The organism is Pseudomonas sp. RL_5y_Pfl2_73 (assembly GCF_963970515.1).
GTDB lineage: Bacteria > Pseudomonadota > Gammaproteobacteria > Pseudomonadales > Pseudomonadaceae > Aquipseudomonas.
Genome location: NZ_CAXAPD010000027.1, coordinates 1 through 24637, shown reverse-complemented (window position 1 = coordinate 24637; position 24637 = coordinate 1). Strand labels below are relative to the sequence as shown.

29 protein-coding genes are annotated in these 24637 nt (G+C 59.4%); 11 read left to right on the top strand and 18 right to left on the bottom strand.

Translation table 11 applies throughout. The features are described 5' to 3' along the window. Positions 1-26: 26 nt before the first annotated feature. Positions 27-917, bottom strand: coding sequence for a 4-hydroxybenzoate octaprenyltransferase (gene ubiA / locus AACY42_RS22595; RefSeq protein ID WP_339482418.1), 891 nt, complete (start codon positions 915-917; stop codon positions 27-29). Beyond that, positions 917-1480 (bottom strand): chorismate--pyruvate lyase family protein, encoded by a 564-nt coding sequence (locus tag AACY42_RS22590; RefSeq protein ID WP_339482417.1) that lies wholly within the window; start codon positions 1478-1480, stop codon positions 917-919. Before AACY42_RS22590 ends, ubiA begins: the two co-directional genes overlap by 1 nt. A gap of 176 nt (positions 1481-1656) precedes the next feature. Here AACY42_RS22590 and AACY42_RS22585 point away from each other — a divergent pair, with 176 nt between their 5' ends. The 3 genes from AACY42_RS22585 (at position 1657) to AACY42_RS22575 (ending at position 3464) form a co-directional block, all read left to right on the top strand. Beyond that, a complete protein-coding gene (locus AACY42_RS22585) occupies positions 1657-1824 on the top strand; it encodes a rubredoxin (RefSeq protein ID WP_339482416.1) in 168 nt (55 codons plus the stop codon). 24 nt (positions 1825-1848) lie between these two features. Then, entirely contained in the window at positions 1849-2997 is a 1149-nt protein-coding gene (locus AACY42_RS22580) for an NAD(P)/FAD-dependent oxidoreductase (protein WP_339482415.1), read from the top strand. A gap of 191 nt (positions 2998-3188) precedes the next feature. After that, complete coding sequence (locus AACY42_RS22575; protein ID WP_024616330.1) at positions 3189-3464, top strand: HU family DNA-binding protein; 276 nt, start codon at positions 3189-3191, stop codon at positions 3462-3464. A gap of 190 nt (positions 3465-3654) precedes the next feature. On the opposite strand, the gene AACY42_RS22570 is transcribed toward AACY42_RS22575, so the two are convergent. Beyond that, the gene (locus tag AACY42_RS22570; protein ID WP_339482411.1) at positions 3655-4746 is read right to left on the bottom strand and encodes an aminopeptidase; all 1092 of its coding nucleotides are present in this window, start codon (positions 4744-4746) and stop codon (positions 3655-3657) included. Between the two features lie 58 nt (positions 4747-4804). Between AACY42_RS22570 and AACY42_RS22565 the strand changes: the two genes are divergently transcribed. Both AACY42_RS22565 and AACY42_RS22560 read left to right on the top strand, forming a co-directional pair. Continuing rightward, positions 4805-5218 carry a PA0061/PA0062 family lipoprotein gene (locus tag AACY42_RS22565; protein WP_339482410.1) on the top strand — a complete coding sequence of 138 codons (414 nt, stop codon included), beginning with the start codon at positions 4805-4807 and terminating at the stop codon, positions 5216-5218. A 40-nt stretch (positions 5219-5258) separates the two neighbouring features. Next, complete coding sequence (locus AACY42_RS22560; RefSeq protein ID WP_339482408.1) at positions 5259-5684, top strand: PA0061/PA0062 family lipoprotein; 426 nt, start codon at positions 5259-5261, stop codon at positions 5682-5684. A 5-nt stretch (positions 5685-5689) separates the two neighbouring features. On the opposite strand, the gene AACY42_RS22555 is transcribed toward AACY42_RS22560, so the two are convergent. Together AACY42_RS22555 and AACY42_RS22550 are read right to left on the bottom strand one after the other, a co-directional pair. Further along, positions 5690-5923, bottom strand: coding sequence for a DUF1161 domain-containing protein (locus AACY42_RS22555; protein ID WP_339482407.1), 234 nt, complete (start codon positions 5921-5923; stop codon positions 5690-5692). A gap of 149 nt (positions 5924-6072) precedes the next feature. Next, positions 6073-6504 (bottom strand): OsmC family protein, encoded by a 432-nt coding sequence (locus tag AACY42_RS22550; protein WP_339482406.1) that lies wholly within the window; start codon positions 6502-6504, stop codon positions 6073-6075. A gap of 236 nt (positions 6505-6740) precedes the next feature. Between AACY42_RS22550 and AACY42_RS22545 the strand changes: the two genes are divergently transcribed. Beyond that, a complete protein-coding gene (locus AACY42_RS22545; protein ID WP_339482405.1) occupies positions 6741-7742 on the top strand; it encodes an LLM class flavin-dependent oxidoreductase in 1002 nt (333 codons plus the stop codon). 54 nt (positions 7743-7796) lie between these two features. Here AACY42_RS22545 and AACY42_RS22540 read toward each other — a convergent pair whose 3' ends face one another. Together AACY42_RS22540 and AACY42_RS22535 are read right to left on the bottom strand one after the other, a co-directional pair. Beyond that, on the bottom strand, positions 7797-8018 hold the full coding sequence (locus AACY42_RS22540) for a DUF1161 domain-containing protein (RefSeq protein WP_339482403.1): 222 nt from the start codon (positions 8016-8018) through the stop codon (positions 7797-7799). A 116-nt stretch (positions 8019-8134) separates the two neighbouring features. Continuing rightward, the gene (locus tag AACY42_RS22535) at positions 8135-8350 is read right to left on the bottom strand and encodes a dodecin (protein WP_003196424.1); all 216 of its coding nucleotides are present in this window, start codon (positions 8348-8350) and stop codon (positions 8135-8137) included. A 155-nt stretch (positions 8351-8505) separates the two neighbouring features. On the opposite strand from AACY42_RS22535, the gene AACY42_RS22530 reads away from it, so the two are divergent. After that, on the top strand, positions 8506-8832 hold the full coding sequence (locus tag AACY42_RS22530) for a DUF883 family protein (protein WP_339482401.1): 327 nt from the start codon (positions 8506-8508) through the stop codon (positions 8830-8832). Here the strand turns inward: AACY42_RS22530 and AACY42_RS22525 are convergent. Beyond that, a complete protein-coding gene (locus AACY42_RS22525; RefSeq protein WP_339482399.1) occupies positions 8805-9722 on the bottom strand; it encodes a LysR family transcriptional regulator in 918 nt (305 codons plus the stop codon). The genes AACY42_RS22530 and AACY42_RS22525 overlap by 28 nt on opposite strands. Positions 9723-9834: 112 nt before the next feature. On the opposite strand from AACY42_RS22525, the gene trpB reads away from it, so the two are divergent. Next, positions 9835-11067, top strand: a complete 1233-nt coding sequence (trpB, locus tag AACY42_RS22520; protein WP_339482398.1) for a tryptophan synthase subunit beta — start codon at positions 9835-9837, stop codon at positions 11065-11067. Continuing rightward, positions 11067-11879 (top strand): tryptophan synthase subunit alpha, encoded by an 813-nt coding sequence (trpA, locus tag AACY42_RS22515; protein ID WP_339482396.1) that lies wholly within the window; start codon positions 11067-11069, stop codon positions 11877-11879. The genes trpB and trpA overlap by 1 nt, the downstream gene beginning before the upstream one ends. A gap of 108 nt (positions 11880-11987) precedes the next feature. On the opposite strand, the gene AACY42_RS22510 is transcribed toward trpA, so the two are convergent. The 10 genes from AACY42_RS22510 to AACY42_RS22465 all read right to left on the bottom strand — a co-directional run bounded on the left by AACY42_RS22510 (position 11988) and on the right by AACY42_RS22465 (position 21823). Further along, positions 11988-13949 carry a DUF7844 domain-containing protein gene (locus AACY42_RS22510; RefSeq protein WP_339482394.1) on the bottom strand — a complete coding sequence of 654 codons (1962 nt, stop codon included), beginning with the start codon at positions 13947-13949 and terminating at the stop codon, positions 11988-11990. Further along, positions 13946-14266 carry a DUF2388 domain-containing protein gene (locus AACY42_RS22505; protein ID WP_003187020.1) on the bottom strand — a complete coding sequence of 107 codons (321 nt, stop codon included), beginning with the start codon at positions 14264-14266 and terminating at the stop codon, positions 13946-13948. The genes AACY42_RS22510 and AACY42_RS22505 overlap by 4 nt, the downstream gene beginning before the upstream one ends. 27 nt (positions 14267-14293) lie before the next feature. Next, complete coding sequence (locus tag AACY42_RS22500) at positions 14294-14602, bottom strand: DUF2388 domain-containing protein (RefSeq protein ID WP_339482392.1); 309 nt, start codon at positions 14600-14602, stop codon at positions 14294-14296. A 106-nt stretch (positions 14603-14708) separates the two neighbouring features. Next, positions 14709-15026, bottom strand: coding sequence for a DUF2388 domain-containing protein (locus tag AACY42_RS22495; protein WP_339482391.1), 318 nt, complete (start codon positions 15024-15026; stop codon positions 14709-14711). 341 nt (positions 15027-15367) lie between these two features. Next, on the bottom strand, positions 15368-15583 hold the full coding sequence (locus AACY42_RS22490) for a DUF1127 domain-containing protein (RefSeq protein ID WP_339482390.1): 216 nt from the start codon (positions 15581-15583) through the stop codon (positions 15368-15370). A gap of 319 nt (positions 15584-15902) precedes the next feature. Beyond that, positions 15903-17396 (bottom strand): acetyl-CoA hydrolase/transferase family protein, encoded by a 1494-nt coding sequence (locus tag AACY42_RS22485; RefSeq protein WP_339482388.1) that lies wholly within the window; start codon positions 17394-17396, stop codon positions 15903-15905. Between the two features lie 199 nt (positions 17397-17595). Then, the gene (locus AACY42_RS22480) at positions 17596-19032 is read right to left on the bottom strand and encodes an NAD(P)(+) transhydrogenase (Re/Si-specific) subunit beta (protein WP_339482387.1); all 1437 of its coding nucleotides are present in this window, start codon (positions 19030-19032) and stop codon (positions 17596-17598) included. After that, positions 19032-19355: an NAD(P) transhydrogenase subunit alpha gene (locus tag AACY42_RS22475; RefSeq protein ID WP_003187010.1), complete on the bottom strand. Its 324-nt coding sequence runs from the start codon at positions 19353-19355 to the stop codon at positions 19032-19034. Before AACY42_RS22475 ends, AACY42_RS22480 begins: the two co-directional genes overlap by 1 nt. A 15-nt stretch (positions 19356-19370) precedes the next feature. Further along, positions 19371-20492, bottom strand: coding sequence for a Re/Si-specific NAD(P)(+) transhydrogenase subunit alpha (locus AACY42_RS22470; protein ID WP_339482386.1), 1122 nt, complete (start codon positions 20490-20492; stop codon positions 19371-19373). A 434-nt stretch (positions 20493-20926) separates the two neighbouring features. Further along, positions 20927-21823 carry a LysR family transcriptional regulator gene (locus tag AACY42_RS22465; RefSeq protein WP_339482385.1) on the bottom strand — a complete coding sequence of 299 codons (897 nt, stop codon included), beginning with the start codon at positions 21821-21823 and terminating at the stop codon, positions 20927-20929. Between the two features lie 155 nt (positions 21824-21978). Between AACY42_RS22465 and AACY42_RS22460 the strand changes: the two genes are divergently transcribed. Beyond that, positions 21979-23160 (top strand): acyl-CoA dehydrogenase, encoded by a 1182-nt coding sequence (locus tag AACY42_RS22460; protein WP_339482383.1) that lies wholly within the window; start codon positions 21979-21981, stop codon positions 23158-23160. Positions 23161-23173: 13 nt separating this feature from the next. Continuing rightward, positions 23174-24394 carry a CaiB/BaiF CoA transferase family protein gene (locus tag AACY42_RS22455; protein ID WP_339482381.1) on the top strand — a complete coding sequence of 407 codons (1221 nt, stop codon included), beginning with the start codon at positions 23174-23176 and terminating at the stop codon, positions 24392-24394. Positions 24395-24637 lie beyond the last annotated feature (243 nt).

Below are 24637 nucleotides of genomic sequence, written 5' to 3'. Positions count from 1 at the left end.
CAGGCTCGCTCCCACAGGTTTGGGAATCACCTCAGGGCGTAATCCAGCACAATCCCCACGAAAATCGCCAAGCCGGCCCAATGGTTGTGCAGGAACGCCTCGAAGCAACGTATCCGGTCCCGATCACGGGTGTACCAGAATTCCCAGGCGAAGCACGCGGCAGCGGCCACCAGCCCCAGGTGGAACCAGCCGCCCAGTTGAAATTTCGCACCGGCCAACAGCAGGCAACCCAAGGCCAGGCCTTGCAACGTCAGGATGATCACCCGGTCGGCATCGCCAAACAGGATCGCCGTGGACTTCACGCCGATGCGCAGGTCATCGTCCCGGTCGGTCATCGCGTAATAGGTGTCGTAGCCCACCGTCCACAGCAGGTTGGCGATGTACAGCAACCAGGCTGCGGCCGGCAGATGACCGGTTTCGGCGGTGAACGCCATCGGCATGCCCCAGGAGAACGCCGCGCCCAGCACCACTTGTGGGTAATAGGTATAGCGCTTCATGAACGGGTAGCTGAACGCCAGCGCCAGGCCTCCGAGGGAGAGCAGGATGGTCGGTGCGTTGGTACACAGCACCAGCAGGAAGCTCACGCTCATCAGCACGGCGAAGAACACCAGTGCCTCTTTCGAACTGATCTTGCCGCTCACCAGCGGGCGTTGCTCGGTGCGCTTGACGTGACCGTCCACCTTGCGGTCGGCCCAGTCATTGATCACACAGCCGCCGGCGCGGGTCAGCACCACGCCGAGGACGAAAATCACCACATTGGCGATGGACGGCGAGCCTTCACCGGCAATCCATAGCGCCCACAACGTCGGCCACAGCAGCAGGTAGATGCCGATGGGCTTGTCCATGCGGGTCAGTTGCACGAAGTCCCAGGCCCGTGGGTTCAGGCGGTTCAAGGATTTGAGCAGTTGCACATACATCAGCAATTCTCCGAATAGGCACGGGCAACGGCCCACAGCTGCGGCAGGAAAATTTCCGCCACCAGCACGCTCAACGCACCGCGATCGAAACGTGAACGGCGACCCCACAGCCCGCTGGCGCGCACTTGTTCCGGCAACCCGGCGTCGGGGTAATGGCAGACCTCGATGGCTCGGCGCTGGAACGCCTGGTCGCAAAACAGCAACTCCCCCAGGGAACGGCTGCCCAGTTCGTCCATCTGCAAGCCGTCACCCTGCAAGGCGCTGCGCGCCGCCACACTGCGGGCGAACACCCAAGGTTGGTCGCGGCCGCGCAGATACACCTCGCGTACCCAGCCCTCGCTGCCCTCGACCAGGTCCAGAGCCGCGCATTCGTCGGTGCGCAATGGCTGCCAGCCTTCGAACAACGGCGTTACGCTGAAATGGCCGTCCGACAGGCGCGTTAGGCGTCGGGTCAGGGAGCCTTCGTCGAACAGCCAATCGAGTACACCCGCATCGGGGCGGGGTGACAGCAGGGGCTGGGGCAGCCATTGGAGTGTAGGAAATATCGAATTTGTATGCGGCACAGAGGTCTTCAATGGCAGCAAATGAGGGCGCGAGCTTACCATGGCGGTCGCGGGTTTTGATTGACCCGGCCTGCTGCCCTGCTGATCCTGCTTGCATCTGTCGCAAGCGATCAGTACAAAACGGCCCTGAGCCGGAAAATACCGGCCAAGGCCTGACATCTTGAGGAAGTATTGGAATGAAGAAGTGGCAATGTATCGTCTGCGGCCTGATCTACAACGAAGCCGAGGGTTGGCCGGATGATGGCATCGTGGCCGGCACTCTCTGGCAAGACGTCCCCGAAGACTGGCTGTGCCCGGACTGCGGCGTCGGCAAAATGGATTTCGAAATGATCGAAATCAACTGATCGTTCCCCCCACTGGAGAGCAACATGAGTGCACCTGTCGTCATCGTCGGTACTGGGCTGGCCGGTTACAACCTGGCCCGGGAGTTTCGCAAGCTCGACAGCGAAACCCCGCTGCTGCTGATTACCGCGGACGACGGTCGCTCGTATTCCAAGCCGATGCTCTCCACAGGCTTTGGAAAAAACAAGGATGCCGACGGCCTGAGCATGGCCGAGCCGGGGGGTATGGCCGAGCAACTCAAGGCTGAAATACGCACCCACACCCGTATCAGCGGCATCGATCCTGGCCATAAACGGCTGTGGATCGGCGAAGAGGCGGTGAGCTACCGTGACCTGATCCTGGCCTGGGGCGCCGAAACCGTGCGCGTGCCGGTGCAGGGCGATGCGGCGCAGCTGATTTTTCCGATCAACGACCTGGAAGACTACGCACGCTTCAGGGCCGCCGCCGCCGGCAAGCGCCGGGTGTTGTTGCTTGGTGCTGGACTGATTGGTTGCGAGTTCGCCAACGACCTGAGCCTGGGCGGCTACGAAGTGCAACTGGTGGCGCCGTGCGAGCAAGTCATGCCGACGCTGCTGCACCCGGCCGCAGCTGCTGCGGTCCAGGCCGGGTTGGAAAGCCTCGGCGCGCGTTTCCACCTGGGCCCCGTGCTCAACCGCTTGCAGACGGTCGCCGACGGGCTCGAGGCGCACCTGTCCGACGGTCAGGTGATTGCCTGTGACCTGGTGGTTTCGGCCATCGGCTTGCGCCCTCGTATAGACCTGGCGGCGGCCGCCGGCCTGGCGGTCAACCGCGGCGTCGTGGTCGACCGCCACCTGGAAACCTCTCACGCCAACATCTACGCCCTGGGCGACTGCGCCGAGGTCGACGGCTTGAACCTGCTGTATGTCATGCCGCTGATGAGCTGCGCCCGGGCCCTGGCCCAGACCCTGGTCGGCAACCGGACGGCCGTCAGCTACGGCGCCATGCCAATTACTGTAAAAACCCCGGTGTGCCCTCTGGTGGTGTCGCCACCACCGCGAGGCAGCGAGGGCGTGTGGAGCGTCGAAGGCCAGGGCGCGGACATCAAGGCGCTATGCCGCGACGCTCAAGGCAACCTGCTGGGCTACGCGCTGACAGGCTCGGCGGTCATGGAGAAACTGGCACTGAACAAAGAACTTCCACCCCTGCTGGCGTAAATACTGGTCGTTCTGTCGCAAAAGCCCTGCTTTTGGTCCCACAAAGGTCGCCCGGACACTGGCGCTGTTTTCGGCACCGTGCCATCCTCACTCTCGTCTGCCGCAGAGTAGAGCCTGCGGCGCCTTAGGGGCTGTTCCAAAGAGAACGGCACGGACATAACAACAAAAAAACCGTCAAAGGGGCTTCATTCATGCGTAAACCAGACCTCGCCGCCGCCATCGCGGAAAAAGCAGACCTCACCAAAGAACAAGCCAATCGCGTCCTCAACGCCGTCCTCGAAGAAATCACCGGCGCCCTGCACCGCAAGGACAGCGTCACCCTGGTGGGCTTCGGCACTTTCCTGCAACGCCACCGCGGCGCACGCACTGGCAAAAACCCACAGACCGGTGAGCCGGTGAAGATCAAGGCCAGCAACACCGTTGCCTTCAAACCAGGCAAGTTCTTGAAAGACAGCGTCAACCCGTAATTGCTGCAAGTACCTCGCTCAGGGGGAAGAAAGCGGCAATCAAAAGGGCATACCGATGAATCGGCATGCCCTTTTTTGTGCGTTGTGTAGGCGCTGCCGCAGGCTGTGATCTTTCACTTGAGGCTCAAGCGTCAGGGAAAAGGTCGCAGCCTCGCTTCGTTCGGCAGCTCCTACACGCGATGACGTGTGCCTAGTTCGCAGAGGTTTTCGGCGCTGCCAACGCCTTCAAAGCAGCCTTGCGTTCGTCGATCGGCAATTTGCCGAGTTTTTCCACCGCCGCATAAAACCCAACCCAGTCCCCGCCCTCCCGCCTGAATAGCGCCGCAAACGCCGGCACCCACTGGTCGTACAGCCCGAACGGTAGCAACCGCGCGTTGTTCAGTGGGGCATAGACCCAGGCATCGTAGCGTTTGTCGCCGGCCCATTGAGTGTCGCGCAACTGCTCATAGTCGGTGCGCAGGCGTTCGAATACCTGTGCCTTGCGTTGGCGCATCTGTTCGGTCGACAGGGGGTGGGTGTAGAGCTCTTCCAGGCGCTGGCGGGTGTCGAGGATCAATTGGATAAATTGGTCGCGCTGGCGCACCTGCTTGCCGTTATCCGGCGCCAGCCCACGACTGGCGCGCCATTGCCGGCTGCCTTCTTGCTCGACGAAGGTGGCGAAGGACTCATTGAATTCGGTGTCGTCCTTCACATAAAACCGCTGGTGCGCCAGTTCATGGAAGATCAGCGTCGCCAGGCGTTCGTCGCCCCAATGCATCATCGAACTCAGGATTGGATCGTTGAACCAACCCAGTGTCGAGTAGGCCTCTACACCACCGATCGACACGTCCATGCCCTGCAAGCGCTGCAATGCGGCCTCGCCACGGGCGGCGCCCTGGCTGTAATAACCGCGATAAGCCACGCATCCGGCAATGGGGAAACAATGATTTTGCGGCGCCAGGGAAAACTCTGGCGTGGTGAAAACGTTCCAGACTACGAACGGCCGACCAATGTCTGCATACAGGCGATAGCTTCTATTGTTCGGTAAATGCAGGTGATCACTGGCGAACGTCCGTGCCTCACGTGCCTGGATCAGGTGCGCCCTCAGTTGGGCATCGCGAGCAGGGTCGGCAATGACCTGGTCGATAGGCTCCCGGGCCTGCAACAATCGCAGTTGCCCGCCGACGAGCTGGCTGTAATAACCGGCGCTTGTGCAACCGTTCAGCAACAAAAGCAGGAGGCCTGGAAACAAAGTCTGGAAAACACGGTCGAGTAACCGATGGCTTGAACGCGGCCTGGTCAATTGGAATCACCCTGGGAAGTCTGCCCACAAGACTATCTCGCTTGCCTGGAGCTTCGCTATGCGCGTGTTGATGCTGACGAGTGGCCTGTTGCTGCTGACCGGTTGCGCCGGTTTGCCTGATCCTGATCCATCCCAAGCGTGGATCGACCTGGGAAACCAGCAGGACACCGCGCTGCAAGCGCTAAAAGTCGATGACAAGACCTCCATCGACCGGCGTTATTTCGAAGTGCAACCCGGCAGCCATGAGCTGACGGTGCGTTATCAATTTGCCGTCGAGCCCGGCAACATTGGCCCGGAGGCCGAGCCGCTATGGCGTGATTGTCGGTTGAACGTGAAGTTCAAGGACTTCAATGCGGGCCAACGTTACCAATTGCAGGCCGGCAGCATTGGTTTCCGGCCATGGGCCAAGCTTTATGATCAGCAACGCAAAGTGGTGGGGCAAGGTACGCCGGCGGGCTGCCAACAAACGTGATTGGCGCTATTCTCTGGGTCTGATTTTCAGGAAGTTCACCATGCGCTTACCTTTATTGTTACTGGCCCTGGTCTCCATGAGCGGTTGTGCAACGAGCCCGCTGCCCCAGGTCGACCCGAACATGGCGTGGATCGATTTTGCTACCCCCATGCCGGGCGGCAAAATGCTGATGGCTGAAAGCCTGGATGGCCAGCGATTGCGAGATGGACGGTTCTTTCAGGTTTCGCCGGGCAGCCACGAACTGAAAGTTCGCTTCGACTTCGAGGTGTTTAGCGGTGGTGGGCTGGGTATGCAAGCCGAGCCACAAGAGCGGCTGTGCTACATGCTCGTGCGTTATGACCATTTCGAGGCCGGCCAGCGCTATCGACTGGAGGCTCGCAACCTGGCGTTTACACCCAGCGCCCGGCTCTATGACGCCAAGCGTCAAATCGTGGCCGAAGAGCGACAAGTCAATTGCGTTCCGTAGGACGACTAGCGGTCGTTCTTCTGGTAGATGATTTTCTTCGTGCCGTTTTCGCAAGTGCCCACCACCATGTTCTGGTCGTGGACTTCGTCGTTGGTGACGATTTCCAGCGTGTAGGACGACACGTTATTGGCCTGGATCTTCGCTTCGATTTCCGCTTTCAGCTCTTCGCAGGATTTGGGGGCTGCAAGGGCTGATGCAGCGAATGCGCAACCGATGATCACCAGGGCTGATCGTTTCATGTTCGAATTCCTCATGGCAGCACGCACTGCCTGTGCGCTGAAACTGCAGGCTTCATTCGATCATAATTGCGCCAGGGTAAACAGCTCGACCGCATTCATGAAATCGCAGCCTTCGGCAGCGCCTGCGAAGGCTGCGACCCTTTCATGCGTCAGTTCACCAGTGTCGCATCCAGGGTGATCTGGGCGTTCAGTACCTTGGAAACCGGGCACCCTTCCTTGGCCTTCTTGCTCAGTTCGTCGAATTGCGCCTGGCTGGCGCCGGGGATTTTCGCTTTGAGCACCAACTTGACTGCCGTGATCGCGAAACCGCCATCGACCTGGTCCAGGGTCACTTCAGCGTTGGTGTCGATGCTGTCGGCCTTGAGCCCGGCATCACCGAGGATCATCGAAAAGGCCATGGAAAAGCAGCCGGCATGGGCCGCGCCGATCAATTCCTCTGGGTTGGTGCCCTTGCCGCCTTCGAAGCGCGCCTTGAAGCCATAGGGCGCATCGCGCAGCACACCGGTTTCCGTGGAAATGGAGCCGATACCGGTTTTCAGGTCACCTTCCCAATGAGCCGATGCTTTCTTGATGATAGCCATGTCTGCCTCCTGAAGATCTGGCGCGAGAGACGCGCCTGGGTATTTTTTAGCTGTCTGGGTTGTGAGGATAGACCGCCCGGAAAAGTTCACCTTGTCGATTAGCTGACAAATTTAGTAGGAAAATTCTTCGCGGCTATTGAAACTCGGGTATATGCCCACATTGCATGGAGCACACCTGTAGAAACGGCAGGCTTTTGCCCTGGAAAAGCCCGGAACGCCGTTGGAGATCCCAGCCCATGAAACAGCTGTCCGAAGTGAAATTCTCAACCCTCGACCTGGTGCCTGTTCGCGCCGATGGCAATGCCGCCCAGTCCTTGCGCAACTCGTTGGACCTGGCGCAGCACGTGGAAAAGTACGGTTATACCCGCTTCTGGGTGGCCGAACACCACAACATGGACGGTATCGCCAGCTCCGCGACGGCGGTGCTGCTGGGGTATCTGGCGGGGGGCACTTCGACGATTCGTGTCGGCTCCGGCGGCGTCATGTTGCCCAATCACGCGCCGTTGATCATCGCCGAACAGTTCGGCACGTTGGAAAGCCTCTACCCGGGTCGAATCGACCTGGGGCTGGGGCGTGCGCCAGGTTCCGACCAGATGACTGCCCGGGCGCTGCGTCGCGAGCGCTCCGGCAGCGCGGACGATTTCCCCGAAGACGTGACCGAGCTGATGCGTTATCTGGGCCCGCGCACCCCGGACCAACGCATCATCGCCATGCCCGGCACCGGCACCAATGTGCCGGTGTGGCTGCTGGGTTCGAGCCTGTTCAGTGCGCAATTGGCCGGTGAACGCGGTTTGCCCTACGCATTCGCCTCCCATTTCGCACCGCGCTATATGCACGAGGCGATTCGCGTCTACCGCAACCACTTCAAGCCGTCGGCAGTGCTCGACAAGCCTTATGTGATGCTTGGCGTGCCGCTGGTGGCGGCGGATACGGATGAACAGGCCGATTACTTGGCGACGTCGGTGTACCAGCGGATCCTGGCGTTGATGCGTGGCCAGAGCCTGGTGCAGCGTCCGCCTGTCGAAACCATGAACGGCCTCTGGTTGCCCCATGAGAAAGAGGCGGTGGGTGATTTCCTCGGCCTAGCCATGGTTGGCAGCCCGCAGAAGATTCGCGCCAAGCTACAAGTGCTGATCGAGCAAACCCAGGCCGATGAGCTGATTTTCACCAGTGATCTGTACGAACACGCCGATCGTTTGCACTCATACGAGTTGCTGGCGCAGGTCATGAAAGGCTGAATGACGCGCATAAAAAAGCCGACGCATTGCGTCGGCTTTGACGTTCGAAAAGAATCACTTTTTATAGATGATTTCTTTCGTACCACCCTCACAGGTGCCTACGACTTTTCCGTCAGTCGCTGTGCCTTTCTCGACGATTTCCAGCGAATAACCTGACACGCCCTTGCCATCCAGCTTCGCTGCGATTTCGCTTTTCAGCTCTTCGCAGGGCTTGCCGGCCGCAAACGCACCACCGGCAAGGCTCAGCAAGCCCAGGGCCACCATCAACTTGTTCATCGCTCGCACTCCTTGGTCGGATCAAATAGGGCAGGTAATGGAAAAAATAGAATGCGCATGCCATAGCGCATCGCCATCTCCTATGGCACTCCGCCAGCGTGCAAGTTCATCGTTCCTCAGCTATTTACAATCCGGAACCCGACTTTGAGGGTGACCTGAAAGTGCGCGGCCCGGCCGTTTTCGATATGTCCACGGGTTTCCGTGACTTCGAACCACTCCAGGTGCTTGAGGCTTTTGCTGGCCTCGGCCAAGGCGTTGTTGATGGCGTCTTCAATGCTGGTGGGAGACGAGCCGACCAGCTCGACTTTTTTGTAGGTGTGATGATCACTCATGAGGTTCTCCTTGGTTGTGTTTAACAGCCTAGCAGCGATTTTTCGTCATACGTGTGTCGCCGTTTGCGCGCTGAAGTTCAGATTTACTGCACTTTCAGAAACGCGCGCAGTCCCAATTCACACACGCCACTCAACCACTGCAGGAGAGAGCCACCATGGCCAGCAATTCGTTACGTAAAGCCTCGTTGCAAAGCATGGAAGCGGAGATCGAGAGTCTGCTTAAGTCGTTGGAGAGCCTGAAGGACGATGCTTCGGACGAGTCGCGTAAGACCCTCAAGTCGCTCAAGGCCAATGCCGAGAACGCCCTGAAACATTCTCGCCATCTGCTCAGCGACGCGTATGAAGAGGTCAAGGTGAAAACCCGTGAAACCGGGATCGCCACACGCGACTATGCGCAGGAGCATCCATGGACCACAGCGGGTGTCGCGGTCGGTGCGCTTGGTTTGCTGGCTGCTTATTTGCTGTGCAAACGCGCAGACTGAGTCGGTTGGCTCAGCTCGTGCCTGAGCCACTGGGCCAATTGCCGAGCGCGTCCATCTGCGGCGCGCTTGGGTAGCCACAACGCCAGTCGCGCCGCCGTTTCATCGAAACCCCACGGCGCGACCAGACGACCGGCGCGCACGTCCTCGGCCACCAGCGGCTCGGGCGCGATCGCCACGCCGAGCCCCGCTACGGCGGCCTCCAGCAAATAATACAGATGCTCGAATCCTTGCCCGAGCTTCAATGCCCCGGGATCAAGGTCATTTTGCTGTGCCCAGGTCGGCCAGGCCTGTGGGCGGGAGGTGGTGTGCAGCAACGACTCGTGCAGCAGCGCGCTGGCCGGTGCGGCCTGCAAACGGGCGAATCCGGCGTAGTGCGGGCTCATCACGGCGCCGATCCGCTCGCTCACCAGCTCATACACCTGCATGTCGGCCGGCCAGGGAGGTTCGGCGAATACCAGCAAGGCGTCCAGTCCTGGTCGCCTGGGGTCCAGATCGCCCTCGCCAGCGGACAGATGCAGGCGCAAATCGGGCAGGTCGGCATTGAGCCTGCCCAGGCGGGGAATAAACCAGCGTGCCAGCAAACTTCCCGAGCAGCCCAGGACAAACGGGGCATCGGCCGTACTTTGCGTCAGCTCTGCACAAACACCACGCAGTCGCTCGAACGCATCGGCGCTGACATCGCGCAGGCGCATGCCGGCATCTGTGAGTTTCAGGCCGCGCCCATCCTTGGCGAACAGACTGACACCTAAATGCTCTTCCAGCACCTTCAGCTGTCGACTTACAGCGCCATGGGTGACGTGCAGCTGTTCGGCCGCCTGGCTTACGCTGTTCAGGCGGGCGGTGGCCTCGAAGGCGCGCAAGGCATTGAGGGGGGGAAGGTCGTGGCTCATGTTATTTGTGAGTTTTTCTGACAGGTTGTGGCGATCTTATCGGTTTTCAGCCGGGGATGTCAGGGGTAGAGTGAACCTCATTGTCTTTCAATGCATTTGCTTGGAGCGCCCGATGACCCAGTCTACGACCCCTTTCAACCTGCGCAGCGGTCCCGATGCCAACGGCCTGTTCGGTGCCTTCGGTGGCCGCTATGTGGCCGAAACCCTGATGCCGCTGATCCTCGATCTGGCCCGCGAATACGAAGTGGCGAAGGAAGATCCGGCGTTCCTCGAAGAATTGGCCTACTTCCAGCGCGATTACGTCGGTCGTCCGAGCCCGCTCTACTTCGCCGAGCGCCTGACCGAATACTGCGGCGGCGCCAAGATCTATCTCAAGCGTGAAGAGCTGAACCACACCGGCGCGCACAAGATCAACAACTGCATCGGCCAGATCCTGCTGGCGCGACGCATGGGCAAGAAACGCATCATCGCCGAGACCGGCGCCGGCATGCACGGTGTGGCCACCGCCACTGTCGCCGCACGTTTTGGCCTCGAGTGCGTGATCTACATGGGCACCACCGACATCGAGCGCCAGCAGGCCAACGTGTTCCGCATGAAGCTGCTGGGCGCTGAAGTGATCCCGGTGGTCGCCGGTACCGGTACGCTGAAGGATGCAATGAACGAGGCCCTGCGTGACTGGGTCACCAACGTTGACAGCACGTTCTACCTGATCGGTACGGTGGCTGGCCCGCATCCGTATCCGGCGATGGTGCGTGACTTCCAGGCCGTGATCGGCAAGGAAACCCGCGAGCAGTTGCAAGCCCAGGAAGGTCGCCTGCCGGATAGCCTGGTGGCGTGCATCGGCGGCGGCTCCAACGCCATGGGTCTGTTCCACCCGTTCCTGGACGACAAGAGTGTCGAGATCATCGGCGTCGAAGCCGCCGGTTATGGCATCGAGACCGGTAAGCATGCGGCGAGCCTGAACGGCGGCGTTCCCGGTGTACTGCACGGCAACCGCACCTTCCTGTTGCAGGACGACGACGGTCAGATCATCGACGCTCATTCGATTTCCGCGGGTCTCGACTACCCCGGCATCGGTCCGGAACACGCCTGGTTGCACGACATTGGCCGCGTCCAGTACACCTCGGTGACCGACGCCGAAGCCCTGGAAGCCTTTCACAAATGCTGCCGACTGGAAGGGATCATTCCTGCATTGGAAAGTGCCCATGCCCTGGCGGAAGTGTTCAAACGCGCACCCAACCTGCCGAAAGATCACTTGATGGTGGTCAACCTGTCCGGTCGTGGCGACAAAGACATGCAAACCGTGATGCACCACATGGAACAGTCCCAGCAGGAGAAACACTGATGAGCCGCCTGCAAATCCGCTTTGCCGAACTCAAGGAACAGAACCGCGCTGCGCTGGTGACTTTTGTCACGGCTGGCGACCCGGACTACGACACCTCTTTGGCAATCCTCAAGGGCCTGCCCGCGGCCGGTGCCGATGTGATCGAGCTGGGCATGCCGTTCACCGACCCGATGGCCGACGGCCCGGCGATCCAGTTGGCGAATATTCGTGCCTTGGGCGCCCAGCAGAACCTGGCGAAAACCCTGCAGATGGTTCGTGAGTTCCGCAAAGAAAACGGCGAGACACCGCTGGTGCTGATGGGGTACTTCAACCCGATCCACCGTTATGGCGTACAACGTTTCATTGGCGAGGCGCTGGACTCTGGCGTGGATGGTCTGATCGTTGTAGACATGCCGCCCGAGCACAACAGCGAGCTGTGCGAACCGGCCCAGGCAGCGGGCCTGGACTTCATCCGCCTGACCACGCCAACCACCGACGACGTGCGTTTGCCAACGGTGCTCGATGGCAGTTCGGGCTTTGTATATTACGTGTCGGTGGCGGGTGTGACCGGTGCCGGTGCCGCGACGCTGGAGCACGTGGAAGAAGCCGTGGCGCGCTTGCGTCGCCACACCGATTTGCCAATCAGCATTGGTTTCGGAATTCGTACGCCGGAGCAGGCTGCGGCCATCGCACGATTGGCTGATGGGGTAGTGGTTGGCTCGGCGCTGATTGACCATATCGCCAATGCCGATACCTCGGAGCAGGCGATTGATGGCGTGTTGAGCTTGTGTGCCGCCCTGGCTGATGGTGTGCGCAAGGCGCGTGTCAGCTGATTGTTGATTTGACTGGCGGCACGTAAAAAGGGGGTCAGAACGTGGTTCTGAACCCCTTTTTTATTGCTTCATGCGTGATTCCAGGCGCTGCGCTTGAGGGCGTGCTCGTCAGGGCAATTCCAACCCGCCCCCGGCCTTGTGCAGCTTGCGTAAATGTTCGCCGATCGCTTTCACATTGGCCTCGCTCGCAGCAATTTCAGCGGCGCGACTCGGCTCAAGCAAAGCCCTGACTTCCTTGTCCAGGTCGCCTGTCAGCGTTTGAAGCTGTTTCTGACGCAAGCTGCTTTGCGATTCCAGGCGTTGCCACTCACTGGGTTGCGGCAAGCCGTAGCCGCTGCTGCCCAGCAGTTCGGCCGGACGGCTCAGGAAACCGCTGTTGGCAAGGATCTGCTGCAACGTCGCGTTAGCCTTTTCCATGCCGCCATTCTGCAATTCACGGGCTCCGAGGTAACGCTGTTTGACTTCATCCTGCGCCAACAACAGTTGCCGACGATAACTGGCCTGTTCCAGCAGCAACAGCGCCGCGCTGGTGCGCAGGTTGGCCCGTTCGAACCAGACGCGGCGTTCGGCGGCGTTCAGGGCCAGCCAGTCTTCCACCGTTTGCTGCTTGATCGGCAGATACTTCTTCAGCACATCGAACATGGCCTGGTACCGCTCGCGGAATGAGTCGAAGCGGTAGCCCAGGCGCAAAGCTTCCTTGGGATCATCCAGCACGCTGGTGTCCGCCAGTCCCCGGCCCTTGAGGACTTCCAACAAACCGTTGGGCAGGATGCTGTCCAGGCCCTTGAGCTGTTCGTTATTGCTGCCGCTGCGCAGCAGCTTCAAGCTTTCCACTGCGCAGTTATTGGACAGGAAGTAATAGTTGCCGTCGTAACTCCAATGCATTTCGGCGGCGTGTTCGACCGTCTCCTCGATCTCAGTGCGCGACAGGTTCAGCGGCACCGATGCCAGGCTGCGCAGTTCGGTCTTGGTGTATTCATCGATCACCTGCGCCAACGGCAAGACGAACAGGCGCGACGGATATTTGCCTACCAGCCCATCCCAACTCGATAGCTGCACATCGCCCACGAAGGCGCGGTATGACAGCACCAGGTGTTGGTCCAGATCCAGTCGGCAGTTCGGGCCACGTGGGCGACTCGGTGCACAGATCACCAGCCGGAGCATGCTGTGGCCCCAGCGGCTCACCCAGTTCTGATTGGCTTCGGCCAGCAGGTAATCAATGGCATAGACCCGCTCTGGATCGACCTTGCCCAGTGGCGTCTTGGCGAAGTCGTTTCCGGCGTTGAGGAACGCGAACGATTTGGCGCAGGTGTCCTTGACGGCGGGTGCCCAACCGAAGTGTTCCTGGTAATAGCGATACAGGGCGGGGCGTCGGCAGGCGTAGCTCGGGTCCAGGAGAAAGTACTCCATGTTGACCGCGACGAACTCCTTGGGGCTGCTCGTTTCATAGAGATCCGGGCTGCGGGCAACTTGGCGGTTGTGCTGTTCCCGCTCACCGCGCCGGCCGACGTATTGCGGCCAGCCGGCGAGGTCCAGTAAGCGCGGATCATCACTGAGGGTGAAACGGCGGTCGTTCTGGCCCCGGCATTCATCGGGAAGACCGATCAGCCCGACGCTGCTGTTGTGTCGAGTGCAACGCTGGATCAGCGTACGCTCGGCATCTGGCCATAGGCGTGAGCGGTCATAAATGTGGGTCAGTTCGTGCAGGACGGTGGCGAGCATTTCCCGCCGTACGGTGCCGTGGGGGCGATGGGTCTTTTGCGTCGCGGCGCTGCCGTCGACAAGGCTGTCGAGCAGGTTGCTATTGAGGTCCAGTTGCGACACCAGCGAGGCCTGCCCGTAGGCGTTGGCGGGCATCTGGTCGGTCCAGCCGACATCGATGCGTCGGTCCAGCCGCTCGATGAAGCGCGGTGGCAGCGTCTGCATGGCTTCATCGAGCAGCGCTTGGCTGGCCTGCTGTTGCGCCGGGCTCAGTCCTTCGACATTGAGGTGCAATTGCAGGCCGGCATGGGCCATGCTGCCCGTGAGCAGCAAGACCCCGGCCGCCAGCCAGGCGGCGAACCGCCTCACAATGCGAGGATGGCTTCGGCGAGAACCTGGTCACTGGCGTCGCGGGCTTCCGGCACGCGGGTGCGCAAGGTGTCGAAGGCGGCCTCGAGATGAGCGCCACGAATTTCACCATTGCTAGCGACAAAACTGGCCGCGTCGTCGTGGGCTTCGCGGACGATTTTTGAATCACGGATGGAGGTGGTGGTGTCGGAGGTGAAATCAATCGTGCGCTGGGAAGCGCGAACGATGATGTTACTGGTGGCTACCAGGGTGTGTGCCTGGGCCACATCGGCCAACACCAGCAGGCCTAGGGCGGCAGCAATCAGCGGGCTACGCATGGAACGACTCCGGAGAAATAGGGATAACTATTGGACGAGAATTGCCTGTGCCAGTTCAAGGTCGCTGACGTGAAGTTTTGGCTGGGTCCGGCGCAGGTAATCCAGGGCCGATTCCAGTTGTGCACCTCGCAACTGCCCGTCGCTGGCGATGAAGGCTGCAGCGTCATCGTGAGCGGCGACGATCAGCTTATGGTCGAAGGGCGCGGAGGTCACCATGCTCGTGGCATAGCCACTGACCACCACTTGCTGGGTGGACACATCGAAAGCATGGGCTGGGACTGACCAGCAAAAAACTACAAAGAAAGACGCTAAGAACAGATCTGAGTAAGAGCGCATGGGACTCGATGGTTGATGGCGAGTCTGAAGGCTAGCGCAAACCTGCGGGCCAGAGCCAGTGTTGAAACATCGGAACACCATTTGGCGCCCGATGTTTCATGTTGCATCAGATCACCAGGATAGCTTGGGCCAGCTGTGCATCGGTGGCGTTGAGCTGTGGTGCCTGCTGGCGGATGTAATCCAGGGCACTCTCCAGTTTCACACCCCGGATGGCGCCCTCGCTGGCCACGAAGCTGGCGGCGTCATCACGGGCGGCTTGAACGATCTTGTTGTCCCGCAGTGATGAGGTTGCATCGGAAGTCACGTCGGACGTGGCCTTGAGTGCGCCGACGATCGAGTCAGTGGTAACGACAAAGCTGCTGGCGTTGGAGTGGGCGGCTACGGCCAGCAGGGCAACTGTGCTGAGCAGGCGAAGACGAATCATGAGGAAACTCCTTGAAGGATGAGGTGATGCCAGTGCGTGTAGCTGGAAGAGGAGACGCATGCTCGACTCGCTTCGCCACGTTCGCATTGATATTAGGATAGAACGCGTTGGGTGACAGCCCTTTGCGGCAATCATCGGCAGCATGATGCACGCATTGAGCGCTACGGCTCAAGATTAACTGTACTGGTATGTTTTTATTTTACCCTGAACTGTTTTATCTCCGGTCTTCCAAAAAACAGGCGCGGAAACGACAAGACCCGTCGCGGTTTCCCGCGACGGGTCTTGTTTGTTCAATTCGGTGCTGGCGGTGGACCCGGTGGGTCAGGGCCAGCGACGCTGAGTTAGCGCCAGAACGGCTTGCTCAGCTCTTCGTAACGTTGTGCTTCGCTGATACCGGCGTCAGCCAGCAGGCGCGAATCCAGACGAGCCAGTTGGTGACGGCTGGTGATGCGGCGCTGCCACAACATCAGGTTAGCGATAACGCGAAGAGGCAGGGAAGCCTGGTTTTTTTCAGCTTTGTCTTCGAAAAACAGCTCGGAACTGAGTGTACGTTCCATGGTTGACATCCTTCCGCTTGTGGCGGGATTAGGTAGTGGTTTAACTGGTGCCCATGATCCTCTCGTTTGGCCAGTCTCTCTAGATACAGTTCACCTGTATTGTGAGAGACCAGTTAACTGTTAAAGAGCAGTGTACTGGTCAATATTGAGGCAACTGTACCTGTCTGCGCGATATTGGTGCGTTATAGGTGGTTGGCTGATGTTTTGTGGGAAAAGACTGTAAGAAAACACCGGTACAGCAGTACAGTTTTTGTCAGACTTGGCGCTAGCGACAGGCTTCGCTCAAAACTGTATTTGCAATAGGGGGGATCCAGCGGTATCAGACGGCCAACATGCGCCCGGTTTCTTCGAGGTTCAGGTGCCAACTCAGTGCATCGCGCAGGATATGCGGGGTATGCCCACCCAGGGCGCACGCTGCTTCGAAATATTCATTCAACGCTTGGCGGTAGGACGGGTGCACGCAGTTGTCGATGACCACTCGTGCCCGCTCCCTTGGTGCCAGGCCCCGGAGGTCGGCCAGGCCGATCTCGGTCACCAGGATGTCGACATCGTGCTCGGTATGGTCCACGTGGCTGACCATCGGTACGACACTGGAAATGGCACCGCCCTTGGCAATCGACTTGGTGACGAAAATCGCCAAGTGGGCGTTGCGGGCGAAATCCCCCGAACCGCCGATGCCATTCATCATCCGAGTGCCGCAGATGTGGGTGGAGTTGACGTTGCCGTACAGGTCGAATTCCAGCGCGGTGTTGATACCGATGATGCCTAGGCGGCGCACGACCTCGGGATGGTTGGAGATCTCCTGTGGGCGCAGGACCAGTTTGTCCTTATATCTTTCCAGATTTCCGAATACTTCGGCGTTGCGTCGACTCGACAGCGTGATAGAGCTGCCGGAGGCGAAGCTCAGCTTGCCAGCGTCGATCAAGTCAAATGTCGAGTCCTGCAGGACCTCGGAATACATGGTCAGGTCTTCGAACGGGGAATCGATCAACCCGCACATCACAGCGTTGGCGATGTTGCCGATCCCGGCCTGCAACGGCCCGAGCTTGTTGGTCATGCGCCCGGCCGCAACTTCCTGCTTGAAGAAGTCGATCAGGTGATCGGCGATGGCCTGGGTGTCGCTGTCCGGAGGCGCGACGGTCGAAGGCGAGTCCCCTTGGTTGGTGATGACAATGGCGGCAATTTTTTCCGGTGGTATCGGGATAGCGGGACTGCCAATACGGTCGTCGACTTTCACCAGGGGGATTGGGGTGCGGGTCGGACGATAGGTCGGGATGTAGATGTCGTGCAGCCCTTCCAGGTTCGGGTTGTGGGCCATATTGATCTCGATGATCACTTGCCGGGCGAAGATGGCGAAACTGGCCGAGTTACCCACCGATGTGGTCGGTACGATATGCCCTTGTTCGGTGATGGCCACCGCTTCGATCACAGCAATATCGGGCAGCTTGAGCTGGCCGTTGCGCAGTTGTTCGACGGTCTCCGAGAGATGTTGGTCGATGAACATCACCTCGCCTGCGTTGATCGCCTTGCGCAATGTGCTGTCGACCTGGAATGGCATGCGTCGCGCCAGCACGCCGGCCTCAGTGAGTTCCTTGTCGAGGTCGTTGCCCAGGCTCGCACCCGTCATCAGGCTGATTTTCAGCGGAGTGACCTTGGCGCGCTCAGCCAGGGCGTGGGGCACTGCTTTCGCTTCTCCGGCGCGGGTAAAACCGCTCATGCCGACGGTCATGCCGTCCTGAATCAACAAGGCTGCTTCGGCAGCACTCATCACTTTATCCAATAACGAAGGCAAGCGGATGCGATCACGGTACATAGGTTGTTATCTCGGGCTGGAAAGCAAGATGCGCAGTCTAGTGAATTCGCGCTGTGCCCGACCCGCTACAAAGGTCGCATTTAAGGCCTCTATTACGAGTGTTTCAGGCAAAACATTATTACCGGATCGGTAACGTTCGGCCTTGATACAAATCAAAACGCCCCGACAAGTCGGGGCGTTTATGGTGAAGCCGTGAGCGCTATTCCACCGCTTTGACCATGTCTTCGATGACCTTCTTGGCGTCACCGAACACCATCATGGTCTTGTCCAGGTAGAACAGTTCGTTGTCCAGGCCGGCATAACCGCTGGCCATCGAGCGCTTGTTGACGATGATGGTCTTGGCTTTGAAGGCTTCGAGGATCGGCATGCCGGCAATCGGCGACTTCGGATCGTTCTTCGCCGCCGGGTTGACCACGTCGTTGGCGCCCAGTACCAGCACCACGTCGGCCTGGCCGAACTCGGAGTTGATGTCTTCCATCTCGAACACCTGGTCGTAAGGCACTTCGGCCTCGGCCAGCAGGACGTTCATATGCCCGGGCATGCGACCGGCCACTGGGTGGATCGCGTATTTGACGGTCACGCCGTGGTGGGTCAGCTTCTCGGTCAGCTCTTTGAGCGCGTGCTGCGCCCGTGCCACCGCCAGGCCATAGCCTGGCACGATGATCACCGTGTCGGCGTTGGTCAGCAGGAAGGTCGCGTCGTCAGCCGAGCCAGATTTCACTGGGCGGGCTTCTGTGGAGCCTGCCGGGCCGGCAGCATCTGCTGTGTTGCCGAAACCGCCGAGCAATACGTTGAAGAACGAGCGGTTCATCGCCTTGCACATGATGTACGACAGGATCGCACCGCTCGAACCTACCAACGAACCGGCAATGATCAGCATCGAGTTATTCAGCGAGAAGCCAATACCCGCCGCGGCCCAACCGGAATAACTGTTGAGCATCGAGACCACCACGGGCATGTCCGCGCCGCCGATCGGGATGATGATCAGCACGCCCAGGACAAAGGCCAGGGCCAGCATCAAGGCGAACGCGCCGAGGTTGCCGGTGAACATGAAGGTCAGGCCCAGGCCCAGCGTTGCCAGGCCCAGGATCAGGTTGAGCTTGTGCTGGCCGCCAAACTGTACCGGTGCGCCCTGGAACAGGCGGAACTTGTATTTGCCCGAGAGCTTGCCGAACGCAATTACCGAACCGGAGAAGGTGATCGCGCCAATGGCGGCGCCGAGGAACAGTTCCAGGCGGTTGCCGGCCGGAATCGAGTCACCGAGCTGTTTGACGATGCCCAGGGACTGAGGCTCGACGACCGCCGCGATGGCAATGAACACTGCCGCCAGGCCGATCATGCTGTGCATGAACGCCACGAGCTCCGGCATCTTGGTCATCTCGACGCGCTTGGCCATGATTGAGCCGGCGGTGCCGCCGACCAGCAAGCCGACGATGACGTAGCCAATGCCGGCAGTGGCCAGCTCAGCACCGAGCTTATAGATCAGGCCCACGGTAGTGAGCACCGCCAGCGCCATGCCGAGCATGCCGAACAGGTTGCCTCGGCGTGAGGTGGTGGGATGAGACAGGCCTTTGAGGGCCTGGATAAAGCAGACGGACGCGATCAGGTAGAGCGTCGTTACCAGGTTCATGCTCATTACTTGGGCGCCTCTTCTTTTACGGCTTTCGGGGCTTTTTTCTTGAACATCTCAAGCATACGGCGCGTCACCAGGAAGCCACCGAATACGTTCACTGCGGCGAGGGCCACGGCGAGGGTGCCCATGGTCTTGCCCAACGGGGTCACGGTCAGCGCGGCGGCAAGCATGGCGCCGACGATCACGATGGCCGAAATGGCGTTGGTCACGGCCATCAGTGGTGTGTGCAGCGCGGGTGTTACGTTCCAGACCACGTGGTAACCGACATAAATCGCCAGCACGAAGATGATCAGGTTGTAGATACCGGGGGAGATAAGCTCTTCCATTGTCTGAATCCCTGCTTAGGCGTTTTTGCGGATGACCTGGCCGTCGCGGCACATCAGGCACGCGGCGACGATGTCGTCTTCCAGGTTCACGTCGAACTGACCTTCCTTGGTGAAGACCAGCTTCAGGAAGTCCAGCAGGTTACGGGCGTACAGCGCCGAAGCATCGGCCGCGACTTCACCGGCAAGGTTGGTCGGACCGCAAATGGTCACGCCATTTTCGATCACCACCTGATCGGCCACGGTCAGCGGGCAGTTACCGCCCTGGGCTGCCGCGAGGTCGATGACCACCGAGCCGGGTTTCATCTGCGCGACGGTTTCGGCGCTCAGCAGCGTTGGTGCCTTGCGGCCCGGAATCAATGCGGTGGTGATGACGATGTCAGCCTGCTTGGCGCGCTCGTGCACCGCTTGGGCCTGGCGCTGCATCCAGCTGGCCGGCATCGGCCGGGCGTAACCGCCGACGCCGACGGCGCATTCACGCTCTTCGTCGGTTTCGTAAGGCACGTCGACGAACTTGGCGCCGAGGGACTCGATTTGTTCCTTGACCGCCGGACGCACATCCGAGGCCTCGATCACCGCTCCCAGGCGCTTGGCCGTTGCGATGGCCTGCAAGCCTGCCACACCCGCGCCGAGAATCAGCACGCGCGCCGCTTTTACGGTGCCTGCGGCGGTCATCAGCATCGGCATGAAGCGTGGGTAATGGTGAGCGGCCAGCAACACAGCTTTATAGCCGGCAATGTTCGCCTGCGACGACAACACATCGAGACTCTGCGCCCGCGAGGTGCGCGGCGCCGCTTCGAGGGCGAACGCGGTAATGCCGCACTCGGCCATCTTGGCAATGGTTTCGTTGTTGAACGGGTTGAGCATGCCCACCAGCACCGTACCGTGCTTGATCAGCGTCAGTTCGGTATCGCTCGGGGCGATCACTTTGAGAATCAGCTCGGCCCCGAATGCATCACTGGCACTGCCAATGGTTGCGCCCGCCGCCTCATAGGCACTGTCGATGACGCTGGCCTTGATACCGGCGCCGCTTTGAACAGTGACTTTATGGCCTTGGCCGATCAGCTTCTTGATGGTTTCCGGGGTAGCAGCAACCCGTGTTTCACCCGTTTGGGTTTCGAGGGGAACACCAATGTGCACGTCAAATCTCCTGCGTGATCTTATTGAGTAAACCCAGGCACTTCGGATGGTGCGGCTGGGGCGGCCGATCAGCACGATCCCGCCAAACCAGGCGGGGCGCGGCATTTTGCAGGCGAAAATTCAGCCCTTCAAGGGATTATGACGGGTGACGGAAAATTAACTACAAGTCACCCTGTGACCGAATGTCGCAATTATCGATCGGCATCCCTTGTAGGCCGTGCTTTCCAAGGATTCAGGTTCAAATTGACAATTTTTCCCATGGGCCAGATGAATAGGCTCTGATGCGCTGCGCAATATGGCTCAAAGCCATGTATTTAAACGCTTTGGAGACTACTGTACGGCCTTCATAACAGAATGACTGGATGCGACATAAACTTATATCTGTAGCGACTTATTTTAGTTGACTACCTAAGGCAGTTTTAGGCTTTTCCTTGTTAATCAAGGAGATAGTTAGTTGCCTGGTTCACGAGCCAATCGCGAAAAGCCCGAAGAGAGGCGGATTCAACCTTTCGTTCCGGAATCATCAGGTAGTAGGCCTTGACGCTCGATAGCGCGCTACGGTTGGCCACGACCAGTCGTTTCTCTGCCAGCTCGCGCTGAATCAAGAAGGGCGGAATCAGCGCAATGCCCATGTCGTGCATGGCTGCCTGGGCAAGCATGGAGAATAGTTCATAACGCGGACCTGTCAGGTCTCGTGCAATGTTCAGGTTCTGGGCGTTGAACCACTGGCGCCACGCATACGGGCGAGTGGTCTGCTGGAGCAAGGGCAATTCGGCGATGGCTTCTGGTGTCAGGCTCGTCCGGTCTCCCAGTAAGGTAGGGCTGCATACCGGCATCGGATTTTCGCCCATCAATTTGTGGGATTCGGTACCGGACCAGTCCGCATCGCCAAAATAGATGGCGGCATCAAACTCTGTGTCCGCAAAGAGAAAGGGCCGTGTGCGGTTGGTCAGGTTGACGGTGACTTCCGGATGCTGCTGCTGAAAATCCTTGAGGCGTGGTAGCAGCCATTGAGTGCCGAAGGTTGGAACCACGGCCAGTTCGATCACGTTCGCACCGGTGTGCCCCATCACTGAAAGAGCGTCGCGCTCGACGGCATCCAGTTGGGTGGCAACTCGACGGCTGTAGGAAAGGCCGGCTTCGGTCAGTTTGACGCCTCGGCGTGAGCGTCTGAAAAGCTCCACGCTGAGGAAGTCTTCCAGGCTGGCGATCTGTCGACAGATAGCACCTTGCGTAAGAGAAAGCTCATGCGCCGCCTTGGTGAAGCTCTCATGACGTGCAGCGGCCTCGAAACTGATCAGGGCGGTGGTGCTGGGGATTTTACGGCGCATGTACGCAGCCTCACACAATGTCGGCATAAACGGGGTTTACGGCGATTACGGAGTGAGAAATTAGCACAAGATAGTGCGTAATCCTCGTTTGCCCTTGTAGGAAAGCGCGCCTAGGATCAATCCACGATTTCCATTTAATTGGCGAGGACTCTTTCATGGCCGGTAAAGCGAGCTTCAACTGGATCGATCCATTGTTGCTGGATCAGCAGCTCACCGAAGAAGAGCGCATGATCCGCGACACTGCTGAGCAGTTCGCCCAGCAGAAACTCGCGCCGCGGGTGCTGGAAGCGTTCCGTCATGAGAAGACCGATCCGGCGATTTTCCGCGAGATGGGTGAAGTCGGCCTGCTGGGGGCAACCATTCCTGAACAGTACGGCGGCAGTGGGCTGAATTACGTCAGCTATGGCCTGATCGCTCGTGAGGTCGAGCGCGTCGATTCCGGTTATCGCTCAATGATGAGCGTGCAGTCCTCGCTGGTCATGGTCCCGATCAATGAGTTCGGGACTGAGGCACAAAAACAGAAGTATCTGCCAAAGCTGGCGTCTGGTGAATGGATCGGCTGCTTTGGTCTGACCGAGCCGAACCATGGTTCCGACCCGGGCGCGATGATTACTCGGGCGCGCAAGGTGGACGGTGGCTACAGCCTGACGGGTAGCAAAATGTGGATCACTAACAGTCCGATCGCAGACGTCTTTGTCGTCTGGGGTAAAGACGACGCCGGCGATATCCGCGGCTTCGTCCTCGAGAAAGGCTGGAAGGGGCTGAGTGCGCCGGCCATTCACGGCAAGGTCGGGCTGCGTGCCTCGATCACTGGCGAAATCGTGATGGACAACGTATTCGTTCCGGAAGAGAACATCTTTCCGGATGTCCGTGGTCTGAAAGGCCCCTTTACTTGCTTGAACTCGGCGCGTTATGGCATCTCCTGGGGGGCCTTGGGAGCCGCTGAGTTCTGCTGGCATACCGCTCGCCAGTACACGCTGGACCGCCAGCAGTTTGGGCGTCCGCTGGCAGCCAATCAGTTGATCCAGAAGAAGCTCGCCGATATGCAGACCGAAATCACGCTGGCCCTGCAGGGATGCCTGCGTCTGGGGCGTATGAAAGATGAAGGCACGGCGGCGGTCGAGATCACCTCGATCATGAAGCGCAACTCCTGCGGCAAATCCCTGGATATTGCCCGTATGGCGAGGGACATGCTGGGCGGCAACGGTATTTCCGATGAGTTCGGCATTGCTCGTCATCTCGTGAACCTGGAGGTCGTAAACACCTACGAAGGCACGCATGACGTTCATGCGCTGATCCTGGGGCGTGCGCAAACCGGTATCCAGGCGTTCTATTAATAGGGGAACGTTCATGGGCGCGCTTTCGCATCTGCGGGTATTGGATTTATCGAGGGTCCTGGCCGGGCCGTGGGCCGGGCAGATCCTGGCGGACCTGGGGGCTGATGTCATCAAGGTCGAGCGCCCCGGCAATGGTGACGACACGCGCGCCTGGGGGCCGCCTTTCCTGAAGGATGCCCGAGGTGAGAACACGACCGAGGCTGCTTACTATCTGTCGGCCAATCGCAATAAGCAGTCGGTGACCATCGATTTCACGCGTCCAGAGGGGCAACGGTTGGTGCGAGAGCTGGCGGCCAAGTCCGATATCCTGATCGAAAACTTCAAGGTTGGCGGGCTGGCGGCTTATGGTCTGGACTACGCGTCGCTAAAGGCGATCAATCCGCAATTGATCTATTGCTCAATCACCGGATTTGGCCAGACAGGCCCTTATGCCAAGCGCGCTGGGTATGACTTCATGATTCAGGGGTTGGGAGGCTTGATGAGCCTGACTGGCCGCCCTGAGGGTGATGAGGGGGCGGGGCCGGTGAAGGTTGGGGTCGCGCTGACGGATGTCCTCACGGGGCTGTATTCGACTGCTGCTATTTTGGCGGCGCTGGCGCATCGTGATCATGCCGGTGGCGGGCAGCACATCGATATGGCCTTGCTGGATGTCCAAGTGGCTTGCCTGGCCAATCAGGCGATGAATTACCTGACCACAGGTAATGCGCCGAAGCGGTTGGGTAATGCTCATCCGAACATCGTGCCTTATCAGGATTTTCCTACGGCTGATGGCGATTTCATCCTTACGGTGGGTAATGACGGCCAGTTCCGGAGGTTCGCTGAGGTTGCCGGTCAACCGCAGTGGGCTGACGACCCGCGTTTTGCCACAAACAAGCTGCGAGTGGCGAATCGGGCGGTGTTGATTCCATTGATCCGTCAGGCGACGGTGTTCAAGACCACCGCCGAGTGGGTGGCTCAGTTGGAGCTGGCGGGTGTGCCGTGTGGGCCAATCAACGACCTTGCCCAGGTGTTTGCCGATCCTCAGGTGCAGGCGCGCGGATTGGCAATGCAATTGCCTCACGTATTGGCTGGTAGCGTGCCGCAGGTGGCCAGCCCGATTCGACTCTCCGAGACGCCAGTTGAATATCGCAATGCACCCCCTTTATTAGGGGAGCATACGCTGGAGGTGCTGCAGCGAGTATTGGGGCTGGACGAAGCGGCGGTGACGGCCTTCAGAGAAGCGGGGGTTCTTTGAGTTCCCTCTTCTATATAGAGAGAGGTGGTTCTTAAGGGCGAAAGCAGTGGATTTGCCAGTGTTGCGCAACTTATTGATAGAAAAGCGGAATTAATGATTGACGGCAGATTCTGGAAGTCTATAATTCGCCCCACTTCCGGCGCAGTCGAAACGGAAAACTCCTTGAGATTCAATGAGTTAAGTAGGTTTCGAAAGTGTTGGGCTTCAGGTCATCGAAGTCCGGAAGGAGCGGATAGAGCAGTG

Bases quoted from the DNA above. Each gene is read 5' to 3' on its own strand.
- ubiA (WP_339482418.1), bottom strand. From the start codon at position 917: ATGTATGTGCAACTGCTCAAATCCTTGAACCGCCTGAACCCACGGGCC.
- AACY42_RS22585 (WP_339482416.1), top strand. From the start codon at position 1,657: ATGAAGAAGTGGCAATGTATCGTCTGCGGCCTGATCTACAACGAAGCC.
- AACY42_RS22580 (WP_339482415.1), top strand. From the start codon at position 1,849: ATGAGTGCACCTGTCGTCATCGTCGGTACTGGGCTGGCCGGTTACAAC.
- AACY42_RS22575 (WP_024616330.1), top strand. From the start codon at position 3,189: ATGCGTAAACCAGACCTCGCCGCCGCCATCGCGGAAAAAGCAGACCTC.
- AACY42_RS22565 (WP_339482410.1), top strand. From the start codon at position 4,805: ATGCGCGTGTTGATGCTGACGAGTGGCCTGTTGCTGCTGACCGGTTGC.
- AACY42_RS22560 (WP_339482408.1), top strand. From the start codon at position 5,259: ATGCGCTTACCTTTATTGTTACTGGCCCTGGTCTCCATGAGCGGTTGT.
- AACY42_RS22555 (WP_339482407.1), bottom strand. From the start codon at position 5,923: ATGAAACGATCAGCCCTGGTGATCATCGGTTGCGCATTCGCTGCATCA.
- AACY42_RS22550 (WP_339482406.1), bottom strand. From the start codon at position 6,504: ATGGCTATCATCAAGAAAGCATCGGCTCATTGGGAAGGTGACCTGAAA.
- AACY42_RS22545 (WP_339482405.1), top strand. From the start codon at position 6,741: ATGAAACAGCTGTCCGAAGTGAAATTCTCAACCCTCGACCTGGTGCCT.
- AACY42_RS22540 (WP_339482403.1), bottom strand. From the start codon at position 8,018: ATGAACAAGTTGATGGTGGCCCTGGGCTTGCTGAGCCTTGCCGGTGGT.
- AACY42_RS22535 (WP_003196424.1), bottom strand. From the start codon at position 8,350: ATGAGTGATCATCACACCTACAAAAAAGTCGAGCTGGTCGGCTCGTCT.
- AACY42_RS22530 (WP_339482401.1), top strand. From the start codon at position 8,506: ATGGCCAGCAATTCGTTACGTAAAGCCTCGTTGCAAAGCATGGAAGCG.
- AACY42_RS22525 (WP_339482399.1), bottom strand. From the start codon at position 9,722: ATGAGCCACGACCTTCCCCCCCTCAATGCCTTGCGCGCCTTCGAGGCC.
- trpB (WP_339482398.1), top strand. From the start codon at position 9,835: ATGACCCAGTCTACGACCCCTTTCAACCTGCGCAGCGGTCCCGATGCC.
- trpA (WP_339482396.1), top strand. From the start codon at position 11,067: ATGAGCCGCCTGCAAATCCGCTTTGCCGAACTCAAGGAACAGAACCGC.
- AACY42_RS22505 (WP_003187020.1), bottom strand. From the start codon at position 14,266: ATGCGTAGCCCGCTGATTGCTGCCGCCCTAGGCCTGCTGGTGTTGGCC.
- AACY42_RS22500 (WP_339482392.1), bottom strand. From the start codon at position 14,602: ATGCGCTCTTACTCAGATCTGTTCTTAGCGTCTTTCTTTGTAGTTTTT.
- AACY42_RS22495 (WP_339482391.1), bottom strand. From the start codon at position 15,026: ATGATTCGTCTTCGCCTGCTCAGCACAGTTGCCCTGCTGGCCGTAGCC.
- AACY42_RS22490 (WP_339482390.1), bottom strand. From the start codon at position 15,583: ATGGAACGTACACTCAGTTCCGAGCTGTTTTTCGAAGACAAAGCTGAA.
- AACY42_RS22485 (WP_339482388.1), bottom strand. From the start codon at position 17,396: ATGTACCGTGATCGCATCCGCTTGCCTTCGTTATTGGATAAAGTGATG.
- AACY42_RS22480 (WP_339482387.1), bottom strand. From the start codon at position 19,032: ATGAGCATGAACCTGGTAACGACGCTCTACCTGATCGCGTCCGTCTGC.
- AACY42_RS22475 (WP_003187010.1), bottom strand. From the start codon at position 19,355: ATGGAAGAGCTTATCTCCCCCGGTATCTACAACCTGATCATCTTCGTG.
- AACY42_RS22465 (WP_339482385.1), bottom strand. From the start codon at position 21,823: ATGCGCCGTAAAATCCCCAGCACCACCGCCCTGATCAGTTTCGAGGCC.
- AACY42_RS22460 (WP_339482383.1), top strand. From the start codon at position 21,979: ATGGCCGGTAAAGCGAGCTTCAACTGGATCGATCCATTGTTGCTGGAT.
- AACY42_RS22455 (WP_339482381.1), top strand. From the start codon at position 23,174: ATGGGCGCGCTTTCGCATCTGCGGGTATTGGATTTATCGAGGGTCCTG.